The sequence below is a fragment of the Helicobacter sp. NHP22-001 genome (assembly GCF_030270165.1).
In the GTDB taxonomy this organism is placed as follows: domain Bacteria; phylum Campylobacterota; class Campylobacteria; order Campylobacterales; family Helicobacteraceae; genus Helicobacter; species Helicobacter gastrofelis.
In genome coordinates this window covers 75091-93727 of record NZ_BSWS01000006.1, presented here as the reverse complement: position 1 = coordinate 93727, position 18637 = coordinate 75091, and the positions used below count along the sequence as shown (strand labels likewise).

At 48.4% G+C, this 18637-nt stretch carries 17 protein-coding genes and 1 pseudogene; 13 read left to right on the top strand and 5 right to left on the bottom strand.

Features of this window, described 5'->3' with window-relative positions:
• The first annotated feature begins 173 nt into the window (after positions 1–173).
• The gene (locus tag QSJ47_RS05895) at positions 174–677 is read left to right on the top strand and encodes a hypothetical protein (RefSeq protein WP_285602742.1); all 504 of its coding nucleotides are present in this window, start codon (positions 174–176) and stop codon (positions 675–677) included.
• Positions 678–682: 5 nt separating this feature from the next.
• Here the strand turns inward: QSJ47_RS05895 and QSJ47_RS05890 are convergent, their stop codons facing one another.
• Genes QSJ47_RS05890 through gltS form a run of 4 tightly spaced genes read right to left on the bottom strand, consistent with a single transcriptional unit; the run spans position 683 to position 6025 of the window.
• Entirely contained in the window at positions 683–3061 is a 2379-nt protein-coding gene (locus QSJ47_RS05890; protein ID WP_285602741.1) for a heavy metal translocating P-type ATPase, read from the bottom strand.
• Positions 3054–3761, bottom strand: a complete 708-nt coding sequence (locus QSJ47_RS05885; protein WP_221271523.1) for a tRNA1(Val) (adenine(37)-N6)-methyltransferase — start codon at positions 3759–3761, stop codon at positions 3054–3056. Before QSJ47_RS05885 ends, QSJ47_RS05890 begins: the two co-directional genes overlap by 8 nt.
• Positions 3758–4762: a bifunctional diaminohydroxyphosphoribosylaminopyrimidine deaminase/5-amino-6-(5-phosphoribosylamino)uracil reductase RibD gene (ribD, locus tag QSJ47_RS05880; protein ID WP_285602740.1), complete on the bottom strand. Its 1005-nt coding sequence runs from the start codon at positions 4760–4762 to the stop codon at positions 3758–3760. The genes QSJ47_RS05885 and ribD overlap by 4 nt, the downstream gene beginning before the upstream one ends.
• Before the next feature lie 18 nt (positions 4763–4780).
• Positions 4781–6025 carry a sodium/glutamate symporter gene (gltS, locus tag QSJ47_RS05875; protein ID WP_285602739.1) on the bottom strand — a complete coding sequence of 415 codons (1245 nt, stop codon included), beginning with the start codon at positions 6023–6025 and terminating at the stop codon, positions 4781–4783.
• A gap of 87 nt (positions 6026–6112) precedes the next feature.
• Here gltS and QSJ47_RS05870 point away from each other — a divergent pair, with 87 nt between their 5' ends.
• From QSJ47_RS05870 to yedE, 7 genes and pseudogenes are all read left to right on the top strand, one after another.
• The gene (locus QSJ47_RS05870) at positions 6113–7324 is read left to right on the top strand and encodes a saccharopine dehydrogenase family protein (RefSeq protein WP_285602738.1); all 1212 of its coding nucleotides are present in this window, start codon (positions 6113–6115) and stop codon (positions 7322–7324) included.
• A 53-nt stretch (positions 7325–7377) separates the two neighbouring features.
• A pseudogene (locus QSJ47_RS08220) lies at positions 7378–8059 on the top strand (DNA methyltransferase).
• 52 nt (positions 8060–8111) lie between these two features.
• Positions 8112–8234 carry a hypothetical protein gene (locus tag QSJ47_RS05855; protein WP_260321559.1) on the top strand — a complete coding sequence of 41 codons (123 nt, stop codon included), beginning with the start codon at positions 8112–8114 and terminating at the stop codon, positions 8232–8234.
• A 3-nt stretch (positions 8235–8237) separates the two neighbouring features.
• A complete protein-coding gene (locus QSJ47_RS05850; RefSeq protein WP_285602735.1) occupies positions 8238–8669 on the top strand; it encodes a hypothetical protein in 432 nt (143 codons plus the stop codon).
• Positions 8670–8671: 2 nt separating this feature from the next.
• Complete coding sequence (locus tag QSJ47_RS05845; RefSeq protein WP_285602734.1) at positions 8672–10201, top strand: hypothetical protein; 1530 nt, start codon at positions 8672–8674, stop codon at positions 10199–10201.
• Complete coding sequence (locus QSJ47_RS05840; protein ID WP_285602733.1) at positions 10189–11847, top strand: LeoA/HP0731 family dynamin-like GTPase; 1659 nt, start codon at positions 10189–10191, stop codon at positions 11845–11847. Before QSJ47_RS05845 ends, QSJ47_RS05840 begins: the two co-directional genes overlap by 13 nt.
• Positions 11848–12008: 161 nt before the next feature.
• Positions 12009–13103, top strand: coding sequence for a selenium metabolism membrane protein YedE/FdhT (gene yedE, locus QSJ47_RS05835; protein ID WP_285602732.1), 1095 nt, complete (start codon positions 12009–12011; stop codon positions 13101–13103).
• On the opposite strand, the gene QSJ47_RS05830 is transcribed toward yedE, so the two are convergent.
• Positions 13100–13783, bottom strand: coding sequence for a hypothetical protein (locus QSJ47_RS05830; protein WP_285602731.1), 684 nt, complete (start codon positions 13781–13783; stop codon positions 13100–13102). The two genes, yedE and QSJ47_RS05830, sit on opposite strands and share 4 nt — an antisense overlap.
• A 364-nt stretch (positions 13784–14147) precedes the next feature.
• Between QSJ47_RS05830 and gltX the strand changes: the two genes are divergently transcribed.
• From gltX to QSJ47_RS05805, 5 genes are read left to right on the top strand one after another with little or no spacing between them, the layout of a single operon-like run.
• On the top strand, positions 14148–15485 hold the full coding sequence (gene gltX, locus QSJ47_RS05825; protein ID WP_285602730.1) for a glutamate--tRNA ligase: 1338 nt from the start codon (positions 14148–14150) through the stop codon (positions 15483–15485).
• Positions 15475–15768, top strand: coding sequence for a YggT family protein (locus QSJ47_RS05820; RefSeq protein ID WP_285602729.1), 294 nt, complete (start codon positions 15475–15477; stop codon positions 15766–15768). The genes gltX and QSJ47_RS05820 overlap by 11 nt, the downstream gene beginning before the upstream one ends.
• A gap of 2 nt (positions 15769–15770) precedes the next feature.
• The gene (locus tag QSJ47_RS05815) at positions 15771–17417 is read left to right on the top strand and encodes a lytic transglycosylase domain-containing protein (protein WP_285602728.1); all 1647 of its coding nucleotides are present in this window, start codon (positions 15771–15773) and stop codon (positions 17415–17417) included.
• On the top strand, positions 17414–18235 hold the full coding sequence (gene galU / locus QSJ47_RS05810; RefSeq protein WP_221271510.1) for a UTP--glucose-1-phosphate uridylyltransferase GalU: 822 nt from the start codon (positions 17414–17416) through the stop codon (positions 18233–18235). Before QSJ47_RS05815 ends, galU begins: the two co-directional genes overlap by 4 nt.
• A gap of 2 nt (positions 18236–18237) precedes the next feature.
• On the top strand, positions 18238–18636 hold the full coding sequence (locus tag QSJ47_RS05805; protein WP_221271509.1) for a hypothetical protein: 399 nt from the start codon (positions 18238–18240) through the stop codon (positions 18634–18636).
• The last annotated feature ends 1 nt before the right edge of the window (position 18637 follow it).

The following is an 18637-nucleotide window of genomic DNA, read 5'->3' as shown; positions in this document are numbered from 1 at the left end:
ACAATCCACAATCCACAATCCACAATCCACAATCCACAATCCACAATCCACAATCCACAATCCACAATCCACAATCCACAATCCACAATCCACAATCCACAATCCACAATCCACAATCTTGAGGACTGGCATTAGTGGGTGGATGCGGTAAAAATCTGTCAAAGGAGTTTTTCATGGCAAAAATCACAAGTCTAGAAGGGTATGCTAAACCCGGAAGTGTTTTATATTGTGATATACGCTTTTGGGTTGCACATTCGGGTATTTATATTGGGGATAATCTCATCGCAGAAGTAACCGACAAGGATGGCAAGGCTTACATCAGATATGCCCACCCCCGCCACTTTTTAACGCGCCTAGAGGATGAAAGAGATGGCAAGCTTAAAGAGGGCGGAAAAATTTATATTGCCTGTGGCAAAGATGGTAATTCGCTTGGCTTAGAAAAAGTAGCTCAAAGAGTTAGAACAGCTGTTGAAAGCGCAGGGAGTAGAGCAAGAGGCAAAGAATACGCGTGGTTTCCCATAGATGATTCTGAGTTGAATTGTCATAAATTCAGCGCAGGGTGCTTACTGGGCAATTTTAAAAATGATTGTGGGAGCTTTGAAAAACTTAAGGAAGCCATCCGCAAGACTTACGGCGAATTTAAATGGATTGATGTGGAGATCGGGGCTAACTCTTAATTTATTTACAAGCGCAATCTAAAGCTGTTAGCCACCACCAAGAGCGAGCTAAGCCCCATGCCAACAGCAGCAATTAGGGGTGTGATCGCGCCGCACAGGGCTAGGGGGATAAAAAGGGCGTTGTAAAGCGCGCTGATGGCGAGGTTTTGTTTGATGCGCTGGTGGGTGCTTTTGGCTACATTGAAGGCGATTTGCACCCCCTCTAGACTGTTGTTGAGCAAGATAATGTCGCTATAAAGCAGGCTCAAGTCATGCCCCTCGTGCATGCACATAGACACTTGGCTTGTAGCGAGGCTCGCCGTGTCGTTCAAGCCATCGCCCACCATCACCACGACCTCCTTTTGTGCTAGGGCACTTTGCACATGCGCTAATTTTTCTTGCGGGCTTAAAGGGGCAAAACAGGGCAAATCTAACTCTTTAGCAATCTTAAACACGCTAGGCGAGCCATCCCCGCTTAAAATAGCGATCTTTAACCTTATAGACTTTAAGCCTTGCACCACTTCTAGGGCTTGGGGCTTTAAACTTGCCTGCAAGCTAAAACTCGCCTTTAATTTGCGATCCACGCTGTAGACAAAGTCCGCCTTTAAATCCCCCACCGACACGCCCTTACTTTCTAAATACGCCACCGACCCGCCATGCAAGATATGCCCCCCGCAACGCGCTTCAAGCCCGCCGTTTTCTTGTTTGAGGTTTTCTACGAGGGCGGGCTGTGCCTGCTCTTTAAAGAAAGCACATAAACTCTTGGCGATGGGATGAGGGTTGTGCCACAGCAAGCCCAAAAGTTGCCCCAAATCATAGGGGGCGTGTGTGCTGCGGCTTTGCACTTGCAATAAACTCTTAGTGAGCGTGCCCGTCTTGTCTAAAAATAAAGTGCTTGCCTTGGCTAGGCTTTCTAAACTGCTGTTTTTCTTAAACAAAACCCCCTTTTTAAAAGCGGCGTTGCTGCCTAGCACCAAGGCAATGGGCGCAGCCAAAGCAAAGGCGCAGGGGCAGGCGACCACGACTACGCTCATCGCCACAAAAAAGCCCTGCGCTATGCTTGCCATAAACGCCCAAAAGACAAAGCCAAGCCCAGCTAAGGCAAGCACAGCCCCCCCAAAATAGCGGGCGAGTTTGTCCGCTCTCTCTTGCAATTTGGGCTTTTCTAAAAAGCTTTTTTGCACGAGCTCCACCATTTGGCTTAAAAACGAGGCTTTAAAGGGCGCGCCCACCCTGTAGGTGAAAGCCCCCGACAAATTGACACAACCCGAGAGCACGCTTTGCCCTTTTTCTAAAGTGGTCGGCAAACTCTCCCCATTAAAGGCTTGGGTGCTCACTTCTGCGTTTTCACTCTCTAGCACGCCATCAAGCGCCACACACTCCCCGGGCAAGACCTCCACCAGTGCACCCACCTCTATGTCCTGCGGGTCTTTGAGCACCCTTTTAATTTGCCCCTCCTCAAGCTCAACCACCGCCACCTGCAAGGGTAGGGCACTTTGCAGGCTGTCTAATAGAGCGTTGGCGCGGTGCTTGGCTTTAAGCTCTAAAAATTTAGAAAGATACACCAAGGTGATGAGCATGCTCACCGACTCAAAATAAGGGCGCGCCCCGCTAAAGGTGGCGTAAATGGAGTAAAGATACACGCCCAGTGCGCCCACGCTCACACTGAGATCCATGCCCACCACGCCGTGTTTTAAGCCATAAAACGCCCCTTTTAAAAACACCGCCCCCGTGATGAAAAGCGCAAGCGAGGCGAGCGCCCACGAGGCGATGTGCAGCTTAAACGCCATATGTATGTCCATGCCCGAAAAGTAGCCCGCATAGTCGGCGATGGCAATGAACATGATATTCATGCTGGCAAACACCCCCACTACAAGGGCGATGAAGGCTTTTTCTTGTTGCTTTTTGGCGTGGTTGTCTTGCACCCTAGGGTCATACACTTGCGCCTGATAGCCGATCGCCGCCACCGCATCTAAAATGGCGGCGATGTCGATTTCTGTTGGCTCAAAGCGCACAAACGCCCGCTGCGTGGTGTAATTGGTCTGCACGCCATAAATGCCTTTTTGTTTCAAAAGTACATGCTCAATGAGCCACACACAGGCGGCGCAATGGATGTTCTCCAGCAGCAGCGCCACTTCTAGTAGCCCATTTTCTAGGGGCGTGGTGAATTTGTCTAAAAAGGCTTTGGAGCTGTAATGCTCCTTGGCGTGGGCTTTGGGGGGGGCGATGGGGGCTAGGGGCTTTGCGCCTAATTTGTCGTAAAAGCTCTCTAGTTGCAGGTCGTGCAAAAGCGTATAAACCTGCTTGCAGCCCGCACAGCAAAAGACAAGGGGGGGGGTGTTTTCCTGCTCTAAGGTTAAAACTTCGTTTTGGCAGGGCAGTTTACAATGGGTGCAATTAGGCAAGGGAGGCCTTGATGCTGTGGGTTTTAAATTTTTCATAGATGTGTGCCACCTCGGGGGTGTTGTCTTGTTGGTTTTTGGAGTTGTGCGTGATTAAGGGCGGGTCTATCCTTAAATAGCTCTTGCTGTTTTTTCTCGCGGCACATAAAATTAAACTCGCCTTGTGGTTTTTAAAGGGATGGACGAAGCGTAGCAGGGCGGGCTTTAACTTGGCTTGTTGCAAGGCAGCAAGCAGGCTATCGGCGAGGCTGGCGTGGTAGCAGAGCACAAAGTAGCCCTGTGGTTTTAACAGCTGTGCGGCTTTGGCGCAAAAGTCTAACAAGGGCAAGTAGCTTTGGTTGGTGGCTTGGGCTTTTTGGCTATGCGGGCTTTTGAGGCTGTTTTTGGGGTAGTAGGGGGGATTGGAGAGCACCACGGCGTAAGAATTGGGCTCTAGGGGGCAATTTAAAAAGTCGCTGTGGTGCACTCTAGCGTGGGGGGCGTTTTGGCAATTGAGCCGTGCAAAAAATGCCATTTCATAATCGATCTCCACCAAATCTAGGGGGTTTTTAAACTCCCTAGCGCAAAGCAGCCCCACCACCCCGCAGCCCGCCCCGATGTCTAAGAGCTTATCGCCCCTTTTAATAAAAGGCGTGGCAAAGTGGGCTAAAAACAAGCTCGTGCTGTTGTAGGCGTAGCCCTTGAGGGGCTGGTAAAATCTCATGCCAACCACGCCAACATGTCCTGCCCTAAAATTTGGCTATGCAAGGGTTTAAAGTTTTGGGTGCAGTGGTGGGCTAGCCCTTGCGTCCCTTCTTGCAAACTAGCGTTGGTGTGGATTAAGAGCATATCGATGTAATTGCGCAAGCTCTCAAAGAGCCCCCACCCACCCTCAAGGACATTAAAGCCTTGTTGTAAGGGCAGTTGCTCCACCTCGTGGCACACCTGCACCCTGCGCCCTTTCACGCCAAAAAGGGGGATACTCAAATCAAGGGGGGCGGTGTCCCTTGTTAAAATGGCGACATGGCATAAGCCCTCATAGGGCGGGGTGGCAAGGCGGGCGTTTAAGGTGGGGCGATCGGTGCGGACACTCTTGCCTGAAATGATGAGGTGATTTGCGATGGTGCGCTGGTTATGGGTAAAAATTTGGCTCTCTTGCCCTGAGATTTTGCCCAAATAAGAGCCATCTAGCCTTGTGGCGATTTTAAAGAGATTAAACGCCCCCTTGTTCTCTAGGCACATAAAGGGGGTGAGTAGGTCATTGCAGGGCTTTTCAAGCACTCCGCTTAAAACTTCTATGCCCGTTTGTTTGAGACGCTTTAAACCCCCACTAGCCTTTGCGCTGGTCTCTAGTGCGCCCACCACCACCCTTTTAGGGCGCACTTGCTCTAAAAGCACGGCGCAGGGGGGGGTCTTGCCAAAGTGGTTGCAAGGCTCTAGGGTTACAACGAGGGTGCAATCTTTAAAAAGCCCGCTGTGGTTTTGGGCAAGAAAGCGGTAGTTGGCTTCTTTGTCTAGGGGGTCTAGGTGGGCTGGGTAGGGCGTGGAGCTTAGGGCGTTGAAGGCTTGTCTTAGGGCTAAAACTTCAGCATGCGGGGTGTGGGCTTTGGTGTGGGCTTGTAGGGCAAGCACTTCATTAGTAGGGCTAAGCAGGGCGCACGCCACGCTGGGGTTGGGTAGGGCTAAAGTCTGGCTCTGCCATGCGCGCTCTATGCACGCACGCATCACAATCTCAAAGAGCATTTAGTAGTGGAAGGGCAGGGCTAGAAAGCCTTTAATGGTCAACGCGTTGATGATGTCTACGAAAAACGCCCCCACCAAGGGCACGACAATGAAGGCGACATGGCTTGGCCCGTAGTGGTTGGTGATGGTTTGCATGTTCACCATCGCCGTGGGGGTTGCGCCTAGCCCAAAGCCACAATGCCCCGCGCTTAGCACCGCCGCGTCATAGCTTTTGCCACACATGCGAAAGGTGACAAACACGCTATAAAGGATCATCACCGCCACCTGCACGGTGAGGATAATGGCAATGGGTAAAGCTAAATTCACAAGCTCCATGAGATTGATGCTCATTAAAGCAAAGGCGAGAAAGAGGCTCAGGCTCACATTGCCGATCACACTGATTTCGCGATCAAAGACTTTATGGATGTTGCTGTAAGTGGAGATGTTTCTTAAAAGCACGCCCACAAACAAGCACCACACAAAGGTGGGTAGGGTGGGTAGGGTGAAACTACCCAAATGCACGGAAGTGGCGTGTTTGGCGATGAAAGTCCCCACAAGAAGCGCGATGCTCACCAACGCCAAACTCTCAATGAAGCTATTAGCCGTGATGAGGCGCTCTTGTTTAGGGGCTTCAAAGACGAGCATGGGCTCGTGTTCTTGTTGTTCTGTTGTTTGTTTGTTAGGCTCGAGTTTGTAGCGTTTGATCAAGTAGCACGCCACGGGCCCACCGATGATCCCCCCACTCACTAGCCCAAAGGTGGCGCACACGATGGAGACTTCCAAGCTTTGGGGGAAGTTGTAGGGGGCCTGCGAGAAGGTGGAGGACCACGCCGCACTAGTGCCATGCCCGCCGGTGAGCGAAATTGAGCCGCCAAGTAAGCCCATTAAAGGATTCACGCCAATCATGCTTGCCACACCCACGCCCACCAAGTCCTGCACGATCACAAAGATACCCACGGCGATCAAGAACACCACGAGCATTTTACCCCCCTTTTTTAGGGAGGCAAAGTCCGCACTCAAGCCTATGGTGATGAAAAAGGTCAGCATTAAAGGCTCTTTGAGGCTGGAATCGAGCACGAGTTTAAAGTTGTAGAAGTGATGGGCGAGCATGATCACAAAGGCAACGATCACCCCCCCCACCACAGGATCGGGGATGTCGTAGTCTTTAAGAAACTTCACATGGCGGATCACAAAGCGCCCTAAAAGCAAGACCCCCACCATACAAACCAAAGTCGCATAAACATTAAACTCGATCACCTTTGCCATCGCACTTCCTAATCTTGTTTAACCAAAGGGTAAAATATAACTTGTATAATAGCACATTCGTAACCCAATCTTTGACAAAGGGATAGAATGCTCACGGTCTTACAAATTGGAGCGGGGGGCGTGGGGCGCGTGGTGGCACACAAGCTCGCCCAAAACCGCCACTTATTTGAAAGGGTGGTGCTGGCTAGCCGCACCTTGTCTAAATGCCAAGCCATCGCTAATAGTGTGAAAGCCAAGGGGCTAGGCGAAATCATCTGCGAGCAAGTGGATGCTGACAGCGTGCAGGAAGTCGTGGCGTTGATTGAGAAATACAAACCTAAAGTGGTCTTAAACATCGCCCTACCTTACCAAGATCTCACCATCATGCAAGCATGTCTACAAACAAAAACAAACTACCTAGACACCGCCAACTATGAACACCCCGACCTTGCCAAGTTTGAGTATAAAGAGCAGTGGGCGTTTGACAAGGCCTATAAAGATGCGCAGATTTTTGCGCTTTTAGGCAGCGGCTTTGATCCGGGCGTAACCAATGTCTTTTGCGCCCACGCCCAAAAGCATCATTTTGATGAAATCTACAACATCGACATTTTAGACTGCAACGCCGGCACGCACCCCTACCCCTTTGCCACCAACTTCAATCCCGAGATCAATTTAAGGGAGGTGAGCGCAAGGGGCCGTTACTACGAAAACGGGGCGTGGATCGAAACCGCCCCCCTAGAAATCAAACAAACTTGGGCGTACCCTGAGATTGGCGAAAGGGCTTCTTACTTGCTCTACCACGAGGAATTAGAGTCCCTAGTTAAACACATTAAGGGACTAAAACGCATCCGCTTTTTTATGACCTTCTCGGACAACTACCTTAACCATATGCGTTGTTTGGGCAATGTGGGGATGTTGGGCATTGAACCCATAGAAGTGCCCTTAGTCGATGGCAAAGTGGGTAAAGTCGTGCCCATCCAAATTTTAAAACAGCTCTTGCCCGATCCAGCTAATCTTGCAGGTCAAACCACGGGCAAAACCAACATCGGGTGCTACATCCACGGCACAAAAAACAAGAAGGAAAAACGGCTTTATATTTATAATGTCTGCGACCACCAAAAATGTTATGAAGAGGTCGGCGCACAAGCCATCAGCTACACCACGGGCGTGCCCGCTGTGGTGGGGGCGATGATGATCTGTAAGGGCATTTGGGGGGGTGAAAACTCTAAGGGGGTGTTTAATTTAGAGCAGCTCGACCCCGATCCTTTCTTAGCAGAACTAGAAAAACAAGGCTTAAAAACTGAAGTGATCGAACGCTAGGTTCGCACGCCAACACCGTTTTACAAGGCGATTGCCTTGAGCTTTTAAAGACCTTGCCTAGCGCAAGTGTGGATTTATCTTTACCGATCCGCCTTATTTTCTGTCAACTTCAGGGGGAATTCTTAAGAGTGGGTGAGACTAAGTTTAGCGCAGTGAGCGCAGAATGGGACAAATTTAAAGACTTCGCCCCATTACGACAGCTTTAGCCAAGCGTGGCTTAGGGAGTGTCAGTGTGCGCTTAAAGGCAGTCTTTGTGTCAGCTGTTAATGGTAACTAAGCCGAGGGATTTGGTGCTTGATCCCTTCTTTGACACGGGCACCACGGGGGCGGTGGCGAAACGTTTGGGGCGCAACTTCTTAGACATTGAAAAAGACCCAGACTACGCACAAGCCGCCCTAGCTAGGATAGCAAATACGCCCGTTACTATGGACGCTTTTAGTGCTCTAGAGTATGAAAAAAGACCCCCAAAGTGCCGATGAAAACCCTAGTTAATCGGGGTATTTGCAAGTGGGGCAAGTTTTATACACGCCTAGCAAAGCTAGGGCTTGCCAAGTCTTGGCAAGCGGACAAGTGCAAGATGGCAGCGGAGTGGTTTTATCCATCCACAAAATGAGCGCAAAAATTTTAAATAAACTCAACCACAATGGTTGGGACTATTTTTACGTTCACCAAAAGGGGCAGTTGATCCCCTTAAATGAGTTGCGTTATTCTTGGGCTAAATCCTGTGATTTATAAAAAAGTTAGACAAAATTAGATACAATGGGCGGAAATTTTTAAGGGGGTTTGCATGCCACTTTGGTTTTTAAACGGCCAACAACAGAAAGTTTTTGACTGTTGTTTGCTCTTTGGGTTATTGGGGTATGGGGCGTATCTTCTGATCAAAGAAGTGATAGAAGTGATCGAGGATTGATCGGTGCATTCACACCCAAGCACTGCTAGTGCGAGAAAGGAATTAGCTAAAATCACCGAGATTTTTAGCCAATCAAAGAAACACCCAATCTTTGGGGCGTGGTTGGAAAGCGCGCGAGCAGATTTTGAAGGGCTGAAGTCCCAAAGTTTAAGACGGCTAGAAGACTTAGAAACAGAGCAAAAGCCGAAGATTACGATCGCCCTTTTTGGCGAAACCAATGCGGGTAAATCCACGCTCATTGAGGCGTTGCGCCTTTTTTTCAACGAGCCAAGCAAGGCATTAGAACAGCGCTTGTTTCAAGAAGCGCGGGGGGACACAACGCCTTTAGCCGATGGGGCGATCATTGATGCCCACGTAGATTTTACCCAAGCGATCACCCCTTACACCTTCACCCTTGCGAATGGGGGGGGGGGGGGGGGGAAGTTACCCTATTAGACATGCCCGGAATCGAGGGCGATGAGGCGCAGGTTGAAAAATTTATTAAAGAGGCTTGCGCCAAAGCCCATGTCATTTTTTACATTTCTAAAAACCCCACGCCCCCCCAAGAGGGCACACTTCACAAGATCAAAAGCTACTTAAACGACCAAAGCCGGGTCTATTTTTTCCACAACAAGGGCGTAACAAACCCTAAGTTGTTACAAAAACCCCTAGTTGGCAGTGAAAAACACGCCCTAGAGGACGCAGACGCTAAAATGCGCGAGGTCTTAGGGCCACACTACCAAGGGCATAGAAGCGTGTGTGCTTATGTGGCGTTTTTGGCATTGGCAAAGTGTTTAGACCCCAAAGACCCCAAAGGCTTTCTCTTTGATCAAAAGGATTTTTTAGTGCACACAAGCACAGCCAGACTTTTAGAGTGGAGCCACTTTGACGACTTATGTCATTTGCTCCAAAAAATCGCCAAGCAACAGCAAGAGATCGTCTATCAAGCCCAATGTTACAAGGCCTTTTGTGCCCTACAGCGTTGCGCCGAGTGCGCCCACCAAGCCCTGAACACCATGCAAGAGTGCCACAAGGCGTTTAAAGAAAGCGTGGATTTAAAAATCCCCAAGCTTGATCTGTTGTGCCAAAAAACGCTTGTATCTTTAAAAAAAGAGTTGGATAATCTCATTGTGCGCTTTAAAAACACCAGCGAGGATGCCATGTATAGACACATCCGCACTTCACTTTTAAGCGATGAGGGCTTTGAGGCAAAGACTAAGGAGGTTTTAAAAGAGCAAGCCCAAGTGTTTGCTGCAAAGGTGAAAGACACGCTAGAGGCGTGCGATCATCAATTCAAAGCGGACATAGAGGCTTTGGTGCGTGAAATCCGGCTCAAGGCGGGCGTGCTCAAGCGCCATGGCGCGGATTTTGACAAGCATGGCCATAACTTTGGCGGCCACACTTTTGAGACGGACAGCGGATTTGATTGGTTCAATCTTGGAGGCGCAGGGGCGACCTTTGCGGGCTTGTTTTTGTTTGACTTGGCAAATATATGGAATCCTCTGGGGATAGCTGGTCTTGTGGTGACTGTGGCGGCTGGGGGGCTTTTGCTGTATAAGGGGGTTAGAAAAGCCCTTGATGATGATTATAAGAGAAGCGAGCAACGCAAGGCTTTTAATAAGACCTTAGATCATGCCCTTAAATGCCTAAAGTGTGCCGTGGGTCTTATGGGTCTTAAAGAGGTGCAGGAGGAAATCCAAAAGATTAAGGCTAAGCTCGAGGATCTGTATTTTTGGAATATCTTGGACAAACAAGAACTGGAGGGCAAACTAAAACTGGCTCAAGGATTGTTAAGCGTGCTAGAGAAGGGGGTGCTTCTTGAGGGGGTGCGCCAAGCACTAGAGAAGTGCCAACAGGCCATTGGCAAGCGTTTAGAGGAGATGTTGGAGCAGGGGGAGGGGTTGTGTGCGGATTTAAATACAAGTGTGGCGCGCTTAAAAGCGTGTAGCCAACCATTTAAAGAAGGGAGTGAAGGGTGCAAGGATTAGACAAGAGCGGACAAATGGGGGCTCTCTTAGATGCGCTGGCGGAATTTATGCGCGAGGGGGAGGGGCTGGGGATGGTTGAAGAGAGGGGCTTTGAGGAAAAGATCACCCATGCCAAAGAGCAGGGTATATTACAGGTAGTGCTGGTGGGGGAGTTTTCTTGTGGCAAAACCTCCATTGCAGCGGCGTGGCTTGGGGATTTAGAGCAAGCTAAAAAAATGAAAATCGCCCATGAGGAATCTACGGATGAGGTGAAAATTTACGCAGTCAAGGGGGGCATTGAATTGGTGGATACTCCCGGACTCTTTGGCTTTAAAGAAAAATACGGGGCAAATGGCGTGCAAAAATACAAGGACATCACTAAAAAGTATGTGAGCGAGGCGCATTTAGTGCTGTATGTGATGGACCCAAGTAACCCCATTAAAGAGAGTCAGCACGAAGAGTTGCGCTGGCTGTTTCAAGAGCTCGATCTCTTGCCTAGAAGCGTGTTTGTGCTCTCTAAATTTGATGAGGTGGTGAATCTCAAAAACGAAGAAGGCTACAAACGCACATTAGAGATCAAAAAAGAGACGGTGTGCAAGGAGTTACAAGGGATCATTAGTCTCGAGCAAGCCCAAAAGCTAGACATTGTGGCTGTGGCGGCTAACCCCTATGATGAGGGCATCGATCATTGGCTCAAGAACCCTAAAGAGTTTGGGCAACTCTCACGTATAGGTCTTTTACAGCAAGCCACAGAGGCAAAAATTAAGGCCAATGGGGCGCAGCACTTGGCTTTAGAATCTGTAAAGAGCACCATGATTGCGCTCTTGCACCCCCCACTTAAAAAAGGCAGAGCAGCACTAGAGGCGGTGCGCCAAGAGATGGAGACTTTAGATGAGAAGCGCCGAGGCATGTCTTTAGAGTTTGAGCATCTCAAAGAAACCATAGACAACGCCGAGACATCTTTAGAGGCATTTTGCAAGCAACATTTTGAGCGTTTGCTAGAGGCCCTTAGCCAAACAGACCTTCACAACATCAAAGACTTTATAGAACGCTGGATAGGCGAGGAGGGTGAGGTGCTTAGGCGCGTCTTAGAGGAAAGATTTAAGCTAGAGGAGGATGAGTTGCGCTTGAAGTTTGCAGAAATTGGCAACAAATGGAGAGAAGAGGGGATGGGCGGAGCTTATCATTTTCAGTATCAAAAATCCGATTTTGAGGAAATTTTAAGCACACTTAAAAATCTCTTTGGGAGCGCGGCGTTTGCGGGGTTATTGACAAGTTTTGTTGAGGCTTTGACAAATATTTTTGGAAAGACCGCAATTTTTACTAAGTGGATAACCAAGGGGGCAGCCATCTTAGCCGCTATCACTCTTGTGCTAGAGGGGATTGATTCAGCCATGCAAAAGAACGCAGAAAAGGAGTTGGAGGGATTTAAAGAAAAGCTAAAGAAAAAATTAGAAACTCTACAAGAAGACATTCTTGCGCTCATTAGAAAACACCATGCCCAAGTCCTTCAAGCTTGCCAAGCCTCACAAGACACCGATCTTACTAAGTTAGAACAAGAGATTCAAGACCGCCAAGCGCGCAAAGAAACCCTAGAAAACTGGCTGAACAAGGGCGTAGCCATAGAGGCGCAAATCGGCCCTAAGCCCACGCAAGCAAAAGGCTAAAATTTGAAGACATGGCGCATTGCACCAAAAGATTTTGGTATATGCACGAGAGTTTAAACCCCCTTTAAACCCCTTACGCATAAAATGAAGTTTCTTACACCCTTAGCCAGTTTGGCTAGCACGCCTATACTTTCAGCGTATTTTCAATTTAGGATTTTTTTATGCGGGGTTTTTTTACACAGAAATGGGCGTTTGCGCCCTGTGTTTTGGCTCTGTCTGTGGCTTCTGTCTTTTACTTTGGCGTGGTCGGCACTTACTGGGCGGTTACGGGGGAATTTACAAGGTGGGGAGCAAGCCTTTTAAACTTGTTTGGCGTGGACACAAACAAGCTAGGATATTTTAAAATCATAGGTTTAAAGGGCAATATCTTTGAGCGCATAGATGGGGTGATGATTCTTGGCATGTTTTGTGGCATGCTCTGTGCGTCTAGCTTATCTGGGCGTGTGGGCTTCAATTTACCCACAAAAGCGCAAATGGGGCGCTCACTTTTAGGTGGGCTCTTGGCGGGGCTTGGGGCGCGCTTGGGGCTTGGGTGTAATTTGGCAAGCTTTTTAACGGGTATCCCCCAATTTAGCCTACATGCGTGGTTTTTTACAGCGGCGACTTTAGTTGGCATGGGGCTTGCCTTTAGGCACTTTAGCACAAGTTGCTCTAAAGGCGCAACCAAACAAGCCCCCGCTAGGTTAAATGCCCTTTTAGCATTTTGTGCTGTGGGGGGCTTTGGGGTATTGGCGTGGCACTTGCACCACAAACTCTTTTACGCCCTATGTTTCGGGGCGTTCTTTGGCCTTGTCATCTCGAAGGGGCAAATTTGTTTCACCGCCGCTTTTAGGCACTTGTTCGTGCAAAAGCAGAGCGCACAGGCAAAGGCTTTGGTGTGGGCGATGGCGGTGGGGAGTGTGGGGATTTTTGTGTGTTTGCATTTGGGCTTGCATGCCAAAACCTTGTGGGCGAGCCCAGGCATTGCCGTAGGAGGGCTACTTTTTGGCGTGGGGATTGTGTTAGCTGGGGGGTGTGAGTGTGGCTGGATGTATCGCTCTATGCAGGGGGATTTGGGGGCTGTCATGGTCGGTGTGGGTAATGTTTTGGGGGCGGCTTTAGTGGCTCTTAGCTGGGATTTTTACGCCCCCTTTTGGGTCAACTTTGCTAAGGTCAATTTATTGGAGTTTAGGGGGGGCTTGCTGCTGCAAGCCCTCCTACTTGCGGGGCTGTGGGGGGTTGTGTGGGGCGTGGGGCGAAGCCCCACTAAAAACTAATCTCGTGGCTGTGCTTGCTGTGCTTGCGCTGACTCTGTTAAGCGATTTTGCGGGTGCTGGGGGCTAAAACCTTGCGCTTGCGGACCAAAGCCCCCTTGTGGGTTTTGGGGGTTAAAACCTTGCTGTGGGCTTTGTGGATCAAAGCCATTTTGTGGGATCTGTCCTTGGGGGTTAAAGCCCCATTGTGGAGCTTGGGCGTGAAAATCCATGGGCCCAAATCCCCAAAAGGGCATAAAGCCAAACATGAACATGCCATGGGGGGCAAAGGGCATGCCCTGCGCCCCAAAACCTTGAAAACCTTGTGCTTGAGGGTTAAAGCCTTGTTGGGGGGTTGCGCCTTGTGGGCCTTGTGCGCCAAAGGAGGCGTAGCCACTAAAGGGGTGTTGCGCTTGGAGATTAAAGCCACTTTGGGGACCAAAACCTTGCGGATTAAAGCCTCCTTGTGGATTGTGCGGATCAAAGCTCTGTGCTTGTGGACCAAAACCCATAGGACCAAAGCCCCATTGGGGATTTTGGTGCATATTTTGGGCATCTACCCCTGCGTCTTCGCCCAAAAGAGCAATGAGCGCATCGCGGATGCCCTCAAAGTTTTCAAGCGTGTGGGGGAAGGCAAGGTTAAAGACCTCCTCTTGCCCCTCTTTGGTGTAGGCGATTTGCAGCCCCTTCAAGGTCTTTGACATAAATGTTTGCAGCTCCTGGCACTTGTGCATACTTCTCAAATAACTTCACCACATTGTGCAGTTGTTTGCTGTTCAATACATCTAAGGCGTGTTGCTTATCCATCTTAAGCTCCTTTACTAGATTTTTCAAAAACACTTGATTGTAATTCTCTAAAACTTAATTATAGCTTAAATTATAGATAAGTTGATAGTCTAGTTAGTATATATAATTAGTATCAATAAAGTTTATAGTATCGTTATAAACTTTATTGCAGGTTGTTTTAGTTTTTTGTAGACTTTTAAGTTAAGGCTTGCTTACAAATTTGGCTTTATGGGTGCTTGATAATCTAGTCCGTTATGCTATAATTTGGCAAAAAGGCTTTTTATGTTGCGTTTTGCCCCCTCGCCTACAGGAAGCATGCATATTGGGAATTTGCGTGTGGCTTTATTGAATTTCATTGTAGCCAAGCGCCTAAAGCTCCCCTTAATGTTACGCATTGAAGACACCGACACCCAGCGCAACATCGCAGGCAAAGATGTAGAGATTTTTAAGATTTTAGAGCAAATGGGGGTAACTTGGGATCAGCTCGTCTACCAAAGCGCAAATTTTGGCACGCATTTAGACTATGCTGCTAAACTCTTAGACAAGGGCGAAGCGTTTTATTGCCACTGCACCCCTGAGTTTTTAGAAAGTAAAAAACAAGAAGCCGTGCAAGCCAAAAGACCTTTCCGCTACGATGACTCTTGGGCGTTGTTGGAAAAAGAGAGCAACCCTAACCCCGTGGTGCGCTTAAAAGGGAGCACAAAAGATATGGCGTTTAACGACCTCATCAAGGGCGGCATCCATTTTAAAGTAAGCGAGCTAGACAGCTTTGTCATTGTGCGGGCAAACCAAGCCCCCACTTATAATTTTGCTTGCGCCACAGACGACTTTAACTACAAAATCACCCACATTATCCGCGGAGAAGACCATGTCAGCAACACCCCCAAACAAATTTTAATCAAGCAAGCCCTAAGCCGGGTGCTAAACACCCCCGAAACGCCTACAATTTACGCCCACCTACCCATTATCTTAAACGAGGATGATGGTAAGAAAATGAGTAAAAGATATGAAGCCTCTAGTGTGCAATGGCTCTTAAAACAAGGCTTTTTACCCGTGAGTATCGCTAATTACCTTGCCAGCATGGGCTACAAAGCCCCTAAAGAGATTTTTAGCCTAAACGATGCCCTTGAGTGGTTTGAGTTAGAAAAGGTCAGCGCCTCCAGCGCGCATTTTAGCTTATCTTATCTGCGCCATTTAAACCACGAGCACTTAAAAGCTTTAGACCTAGAGAGCCTTGCTAGGGTGTTAGATATAGAACCGACTAAAGCCCCTCTAGTCAAGCTTTTCTTAGAAGAGTGCAGCACCTTAAACGAGTTGCGCGAAAAGCTAAGTGCCATGTTTAGCCCAAAAGACATTAAAAAGGACTATGAAGGGCAGAACTTCTATGAGAAGTGTTACACACTCTACACCGCTCTAAAAAGCATGGAGGCTGTGGCAGATTTTAACGCCTTTAAGCACGAAGCCATGCAAAAAAGCCAACTTAAAGGCAAGGACTTTTTCAAACCTTTAAGGATTTTGCTCACGGGGCAAGCGCATGGCGCGGAGTTAGCCTTGCTCTATCCACTCATCGCTCCCTTTTTAGAGCAAATTTTGGTGTTAAAGACAGAGCATGGTTGTTAGCACCCTCTTAAGCGCCACCGCCACTATTTTACACAGCTTAATCAACATTTACATTTGGGTGATCATCATCGCCTCCCTTTTAAGCTTTGTGCGCCCCGACCCAAGCAACGCCATCGTGCAGATCCTTTACCGCCTCACTGAACCCACTTTAAACAAAGCCAAGCAACTTGCCCCCTTTCTGGTGTTTAATGGCATTGATTTATCGCCTTTAGCGGTGATTTTGGTGTTGAAATTCTTTGATTTGAGCGCCGTGCAGCTCATGTTTAATTACGCACAAGGTTAACTTTGTTGCGGCTACTCTTGCTTGTCCTTTGCTGTGTGTCTTTAAACGCCCAGCACATCAGCCTAGCCTACCTAAAGAGCAAACCCAAGGGCACGCCTAGAGATTTTTTCATTTGGCTTTATTTGCAAGAGCCTGGCACTACGGCTAAGCAAGCCAAAGCTGCTTATAATCTCATTGCCCACAAGACCCCCAAACTCGTAGAATTGGCCAAGCAAAAGGGGGCATTGAACTTAATCCCCCACCCTTGTCAAGGTTTGCCCCTAGAAGTTTTGAGCGATAAAGACAGCGCATGTATTGCCATTGCCCTAAGCTTTGAGCGCATTTTCACAGAGGCTAAGGATCCCAAGAGTGCGGCAATTTTGCGCTCTTTGCAACCCAAGCTCAAAAGTTACCCCAAACTTTACAACGCCTTGCAAATTGTGCTAAATCCCACAGACCAAAATGCGTTTATACAAGCTAGGGCAAGCGTGATCGCCACCATTTACAACGCCCTAAGCTATGAGCAAAAGCAAGGCTTCTTAGATCGCCCCTTTGACCCCGAAGTCTTAGCCAAGCTCGCCAGTGAGAATAACCCTGCCTTCAATGACATCTTAAGGCGGGTCATCTTAGACAGCCACTTTGGCGTGTTTCAAAAAGCCCTAAGCCACGCAAGCATCACCAACTCCGATTCCAAAACCTTTTTTCTTTTAGGCATCAATGCTCTTTTGCACCAAGAAGAAATCACCGCTTTTACTTACTTTGACCGTGCCCAAAAGCAGGCGGATAAAGCCTTCATGCACGACAAGGCGGTGTTTTGGAAGTATCTTTTAAGCCAAAACAACGCCTATTTAGACATTTTAAGCCAAAGCACAAACCCCAATCTTTTCAGCCTTTATGCCAATCTTGCCCGCAACACCATGCCTAAGTATCACATTGTAACCTCGCTAGGCTTGTTGAGCCACAAACCCCCAAAATTTGACATCAAAGACCCCTTTGCGTGGCAAATCCTTAAAGAGAAAATCCTATCCATCAACAACAAGCGTGCCTTTTTAAAAGCCCTAAAGTCCCTAAAAACCGAGCAAAGCATGGCGCATTTAGCGTATTTTTTGGAGCGCTATTACAACGATGAACGGCATTACTTTTTAACCCCCTATGCCAGAAAAGCCCACTTTAAAAGCCTAGAAGAAAAGGCGATGGCATATGCAATCGCTAGACAGGAGAGCCTATTGCTCCCCGCTTTGGTGTCGTCTTCTTATGCTTTAGGGCTTATGCAAATCATGCCCTTTAATGTCGCCCCCTTTGCTAAGGCGCTTGGCTTAAGCAGGGTGCAATTAACCGACATGTTTAATCCCCATTTGTCTTTAGCCTTTGGCAATTACTATTTAAACACCCTCAAAGAGGAGTTTAAAAACCCCCTGTTCGTGGCTTACTGCTACAATGGGGGGCCAAAATTTTTTAGAAAGTTACTCAAAGAACACCACTTTTTTACTAGAGGCAAGTTTGAGCCGTGGCTGAGCATGGAGCGTATCCCTTGTGAAGAAACCCGCCTTTATGGGCAAAAGGTTTTGGCAAACTACATCATCTACCAAAGCATTTTTAGACACCACTCCCACAAAATCCACTTTAACATGCAGGGCTTTTTAAACACGATTTTAAAGGATAGACCATGATCAATAAATGCCTTTTTCCTGCTGCGGGCTATGGCACGCGCTTTTTGCCCGCCACAAAGGCGATGCCTAAAGAAATGCTCCCCATTGTCAATAAACCGCTCATCCAATACGGCGTGGAAGAGGCGATGGAGGCGGGTTGCACGGGGATGGCGATCGTTACCGGGCGGGGCAAGCGCGCCATTGAGGACCATTTTGACATCAGCTACGAGCTAGAACACCAAATCAGCGGCACAAACAAAGAACAGCAATTAGAGGGGATTAGGGCTTTAATGCAAAATTGCAGTTTCTCTTACACCAGGCAGCACGAGATGAAGGGGCTAGGGCATGCCATTTACACGGCGCAGACACTCATAGGCAACGAGCCTTTCTGTGTTCTTTTAGCCGATGACCTTTGTATCAATCAGGGGGGCAAGGGGGTGCTAGCCCAAATGGTCGAGTTGTATCACAAATACCGCTGTTGCGTTGTGGCGATTGAGGAGGTGGCGATGGAGGAGGTGCATAAATACGGCGTGATTTTAGGCCAAGAGATGGCAAGTGGGGTGTATCAAGTGCAAGACATGGTGGAAAAGCCAAAGACTGAAGAAGCCCCGAGTAACTTAGCCGTGATCGGGCGTTATATTTTAACCCCCGATATTTTTGAAGTGCTCAAACACACCCCCCCGGGCAAGAACAACGAAATCCAAATCACCGATGCGCTCTTGCAACAAGCTCAAGAAAAATTGGTCCTAGCATATAAATTCGAGGGCAAACGCTATGATTGTGGGAGTGTGGAGGGCTTCATCCAAGCCACGAACGATTTTTACCAACTGCAACGCTAGCCATGTACGATCTGTGGTTTTATGGCATTTACTGGATGGCGGGTTTCCTCTTTGCCTTTCCCATGCTCTTGGTGGGCTTTGCCTACACCTATTTAAAGCCCCCGCCCCCCGCCCCCGACATCCCTAGTCTAAGAGAGATCATGTTAAACCTAGAAAAGGCTAAGGAGGTTGAAGAATACGACGCTCTGTTTAAAACCTTTGCCCACCATTATACAAGCTTGCCTAAAAATATCAAAGAGGGCGACTGGTTGAATGCCATTAAAAACTTTGCCGAGTCTGAGTTTTTAGACATCGATTCGACCGTGAAGTTTGGGCAAGACTTAGAAAACGCCAACCCCAAACTCAGTAAGGCGATTTCCAACACCGTGGGGCTTGCACTCAAACACAAGAAAAAGGATTGAT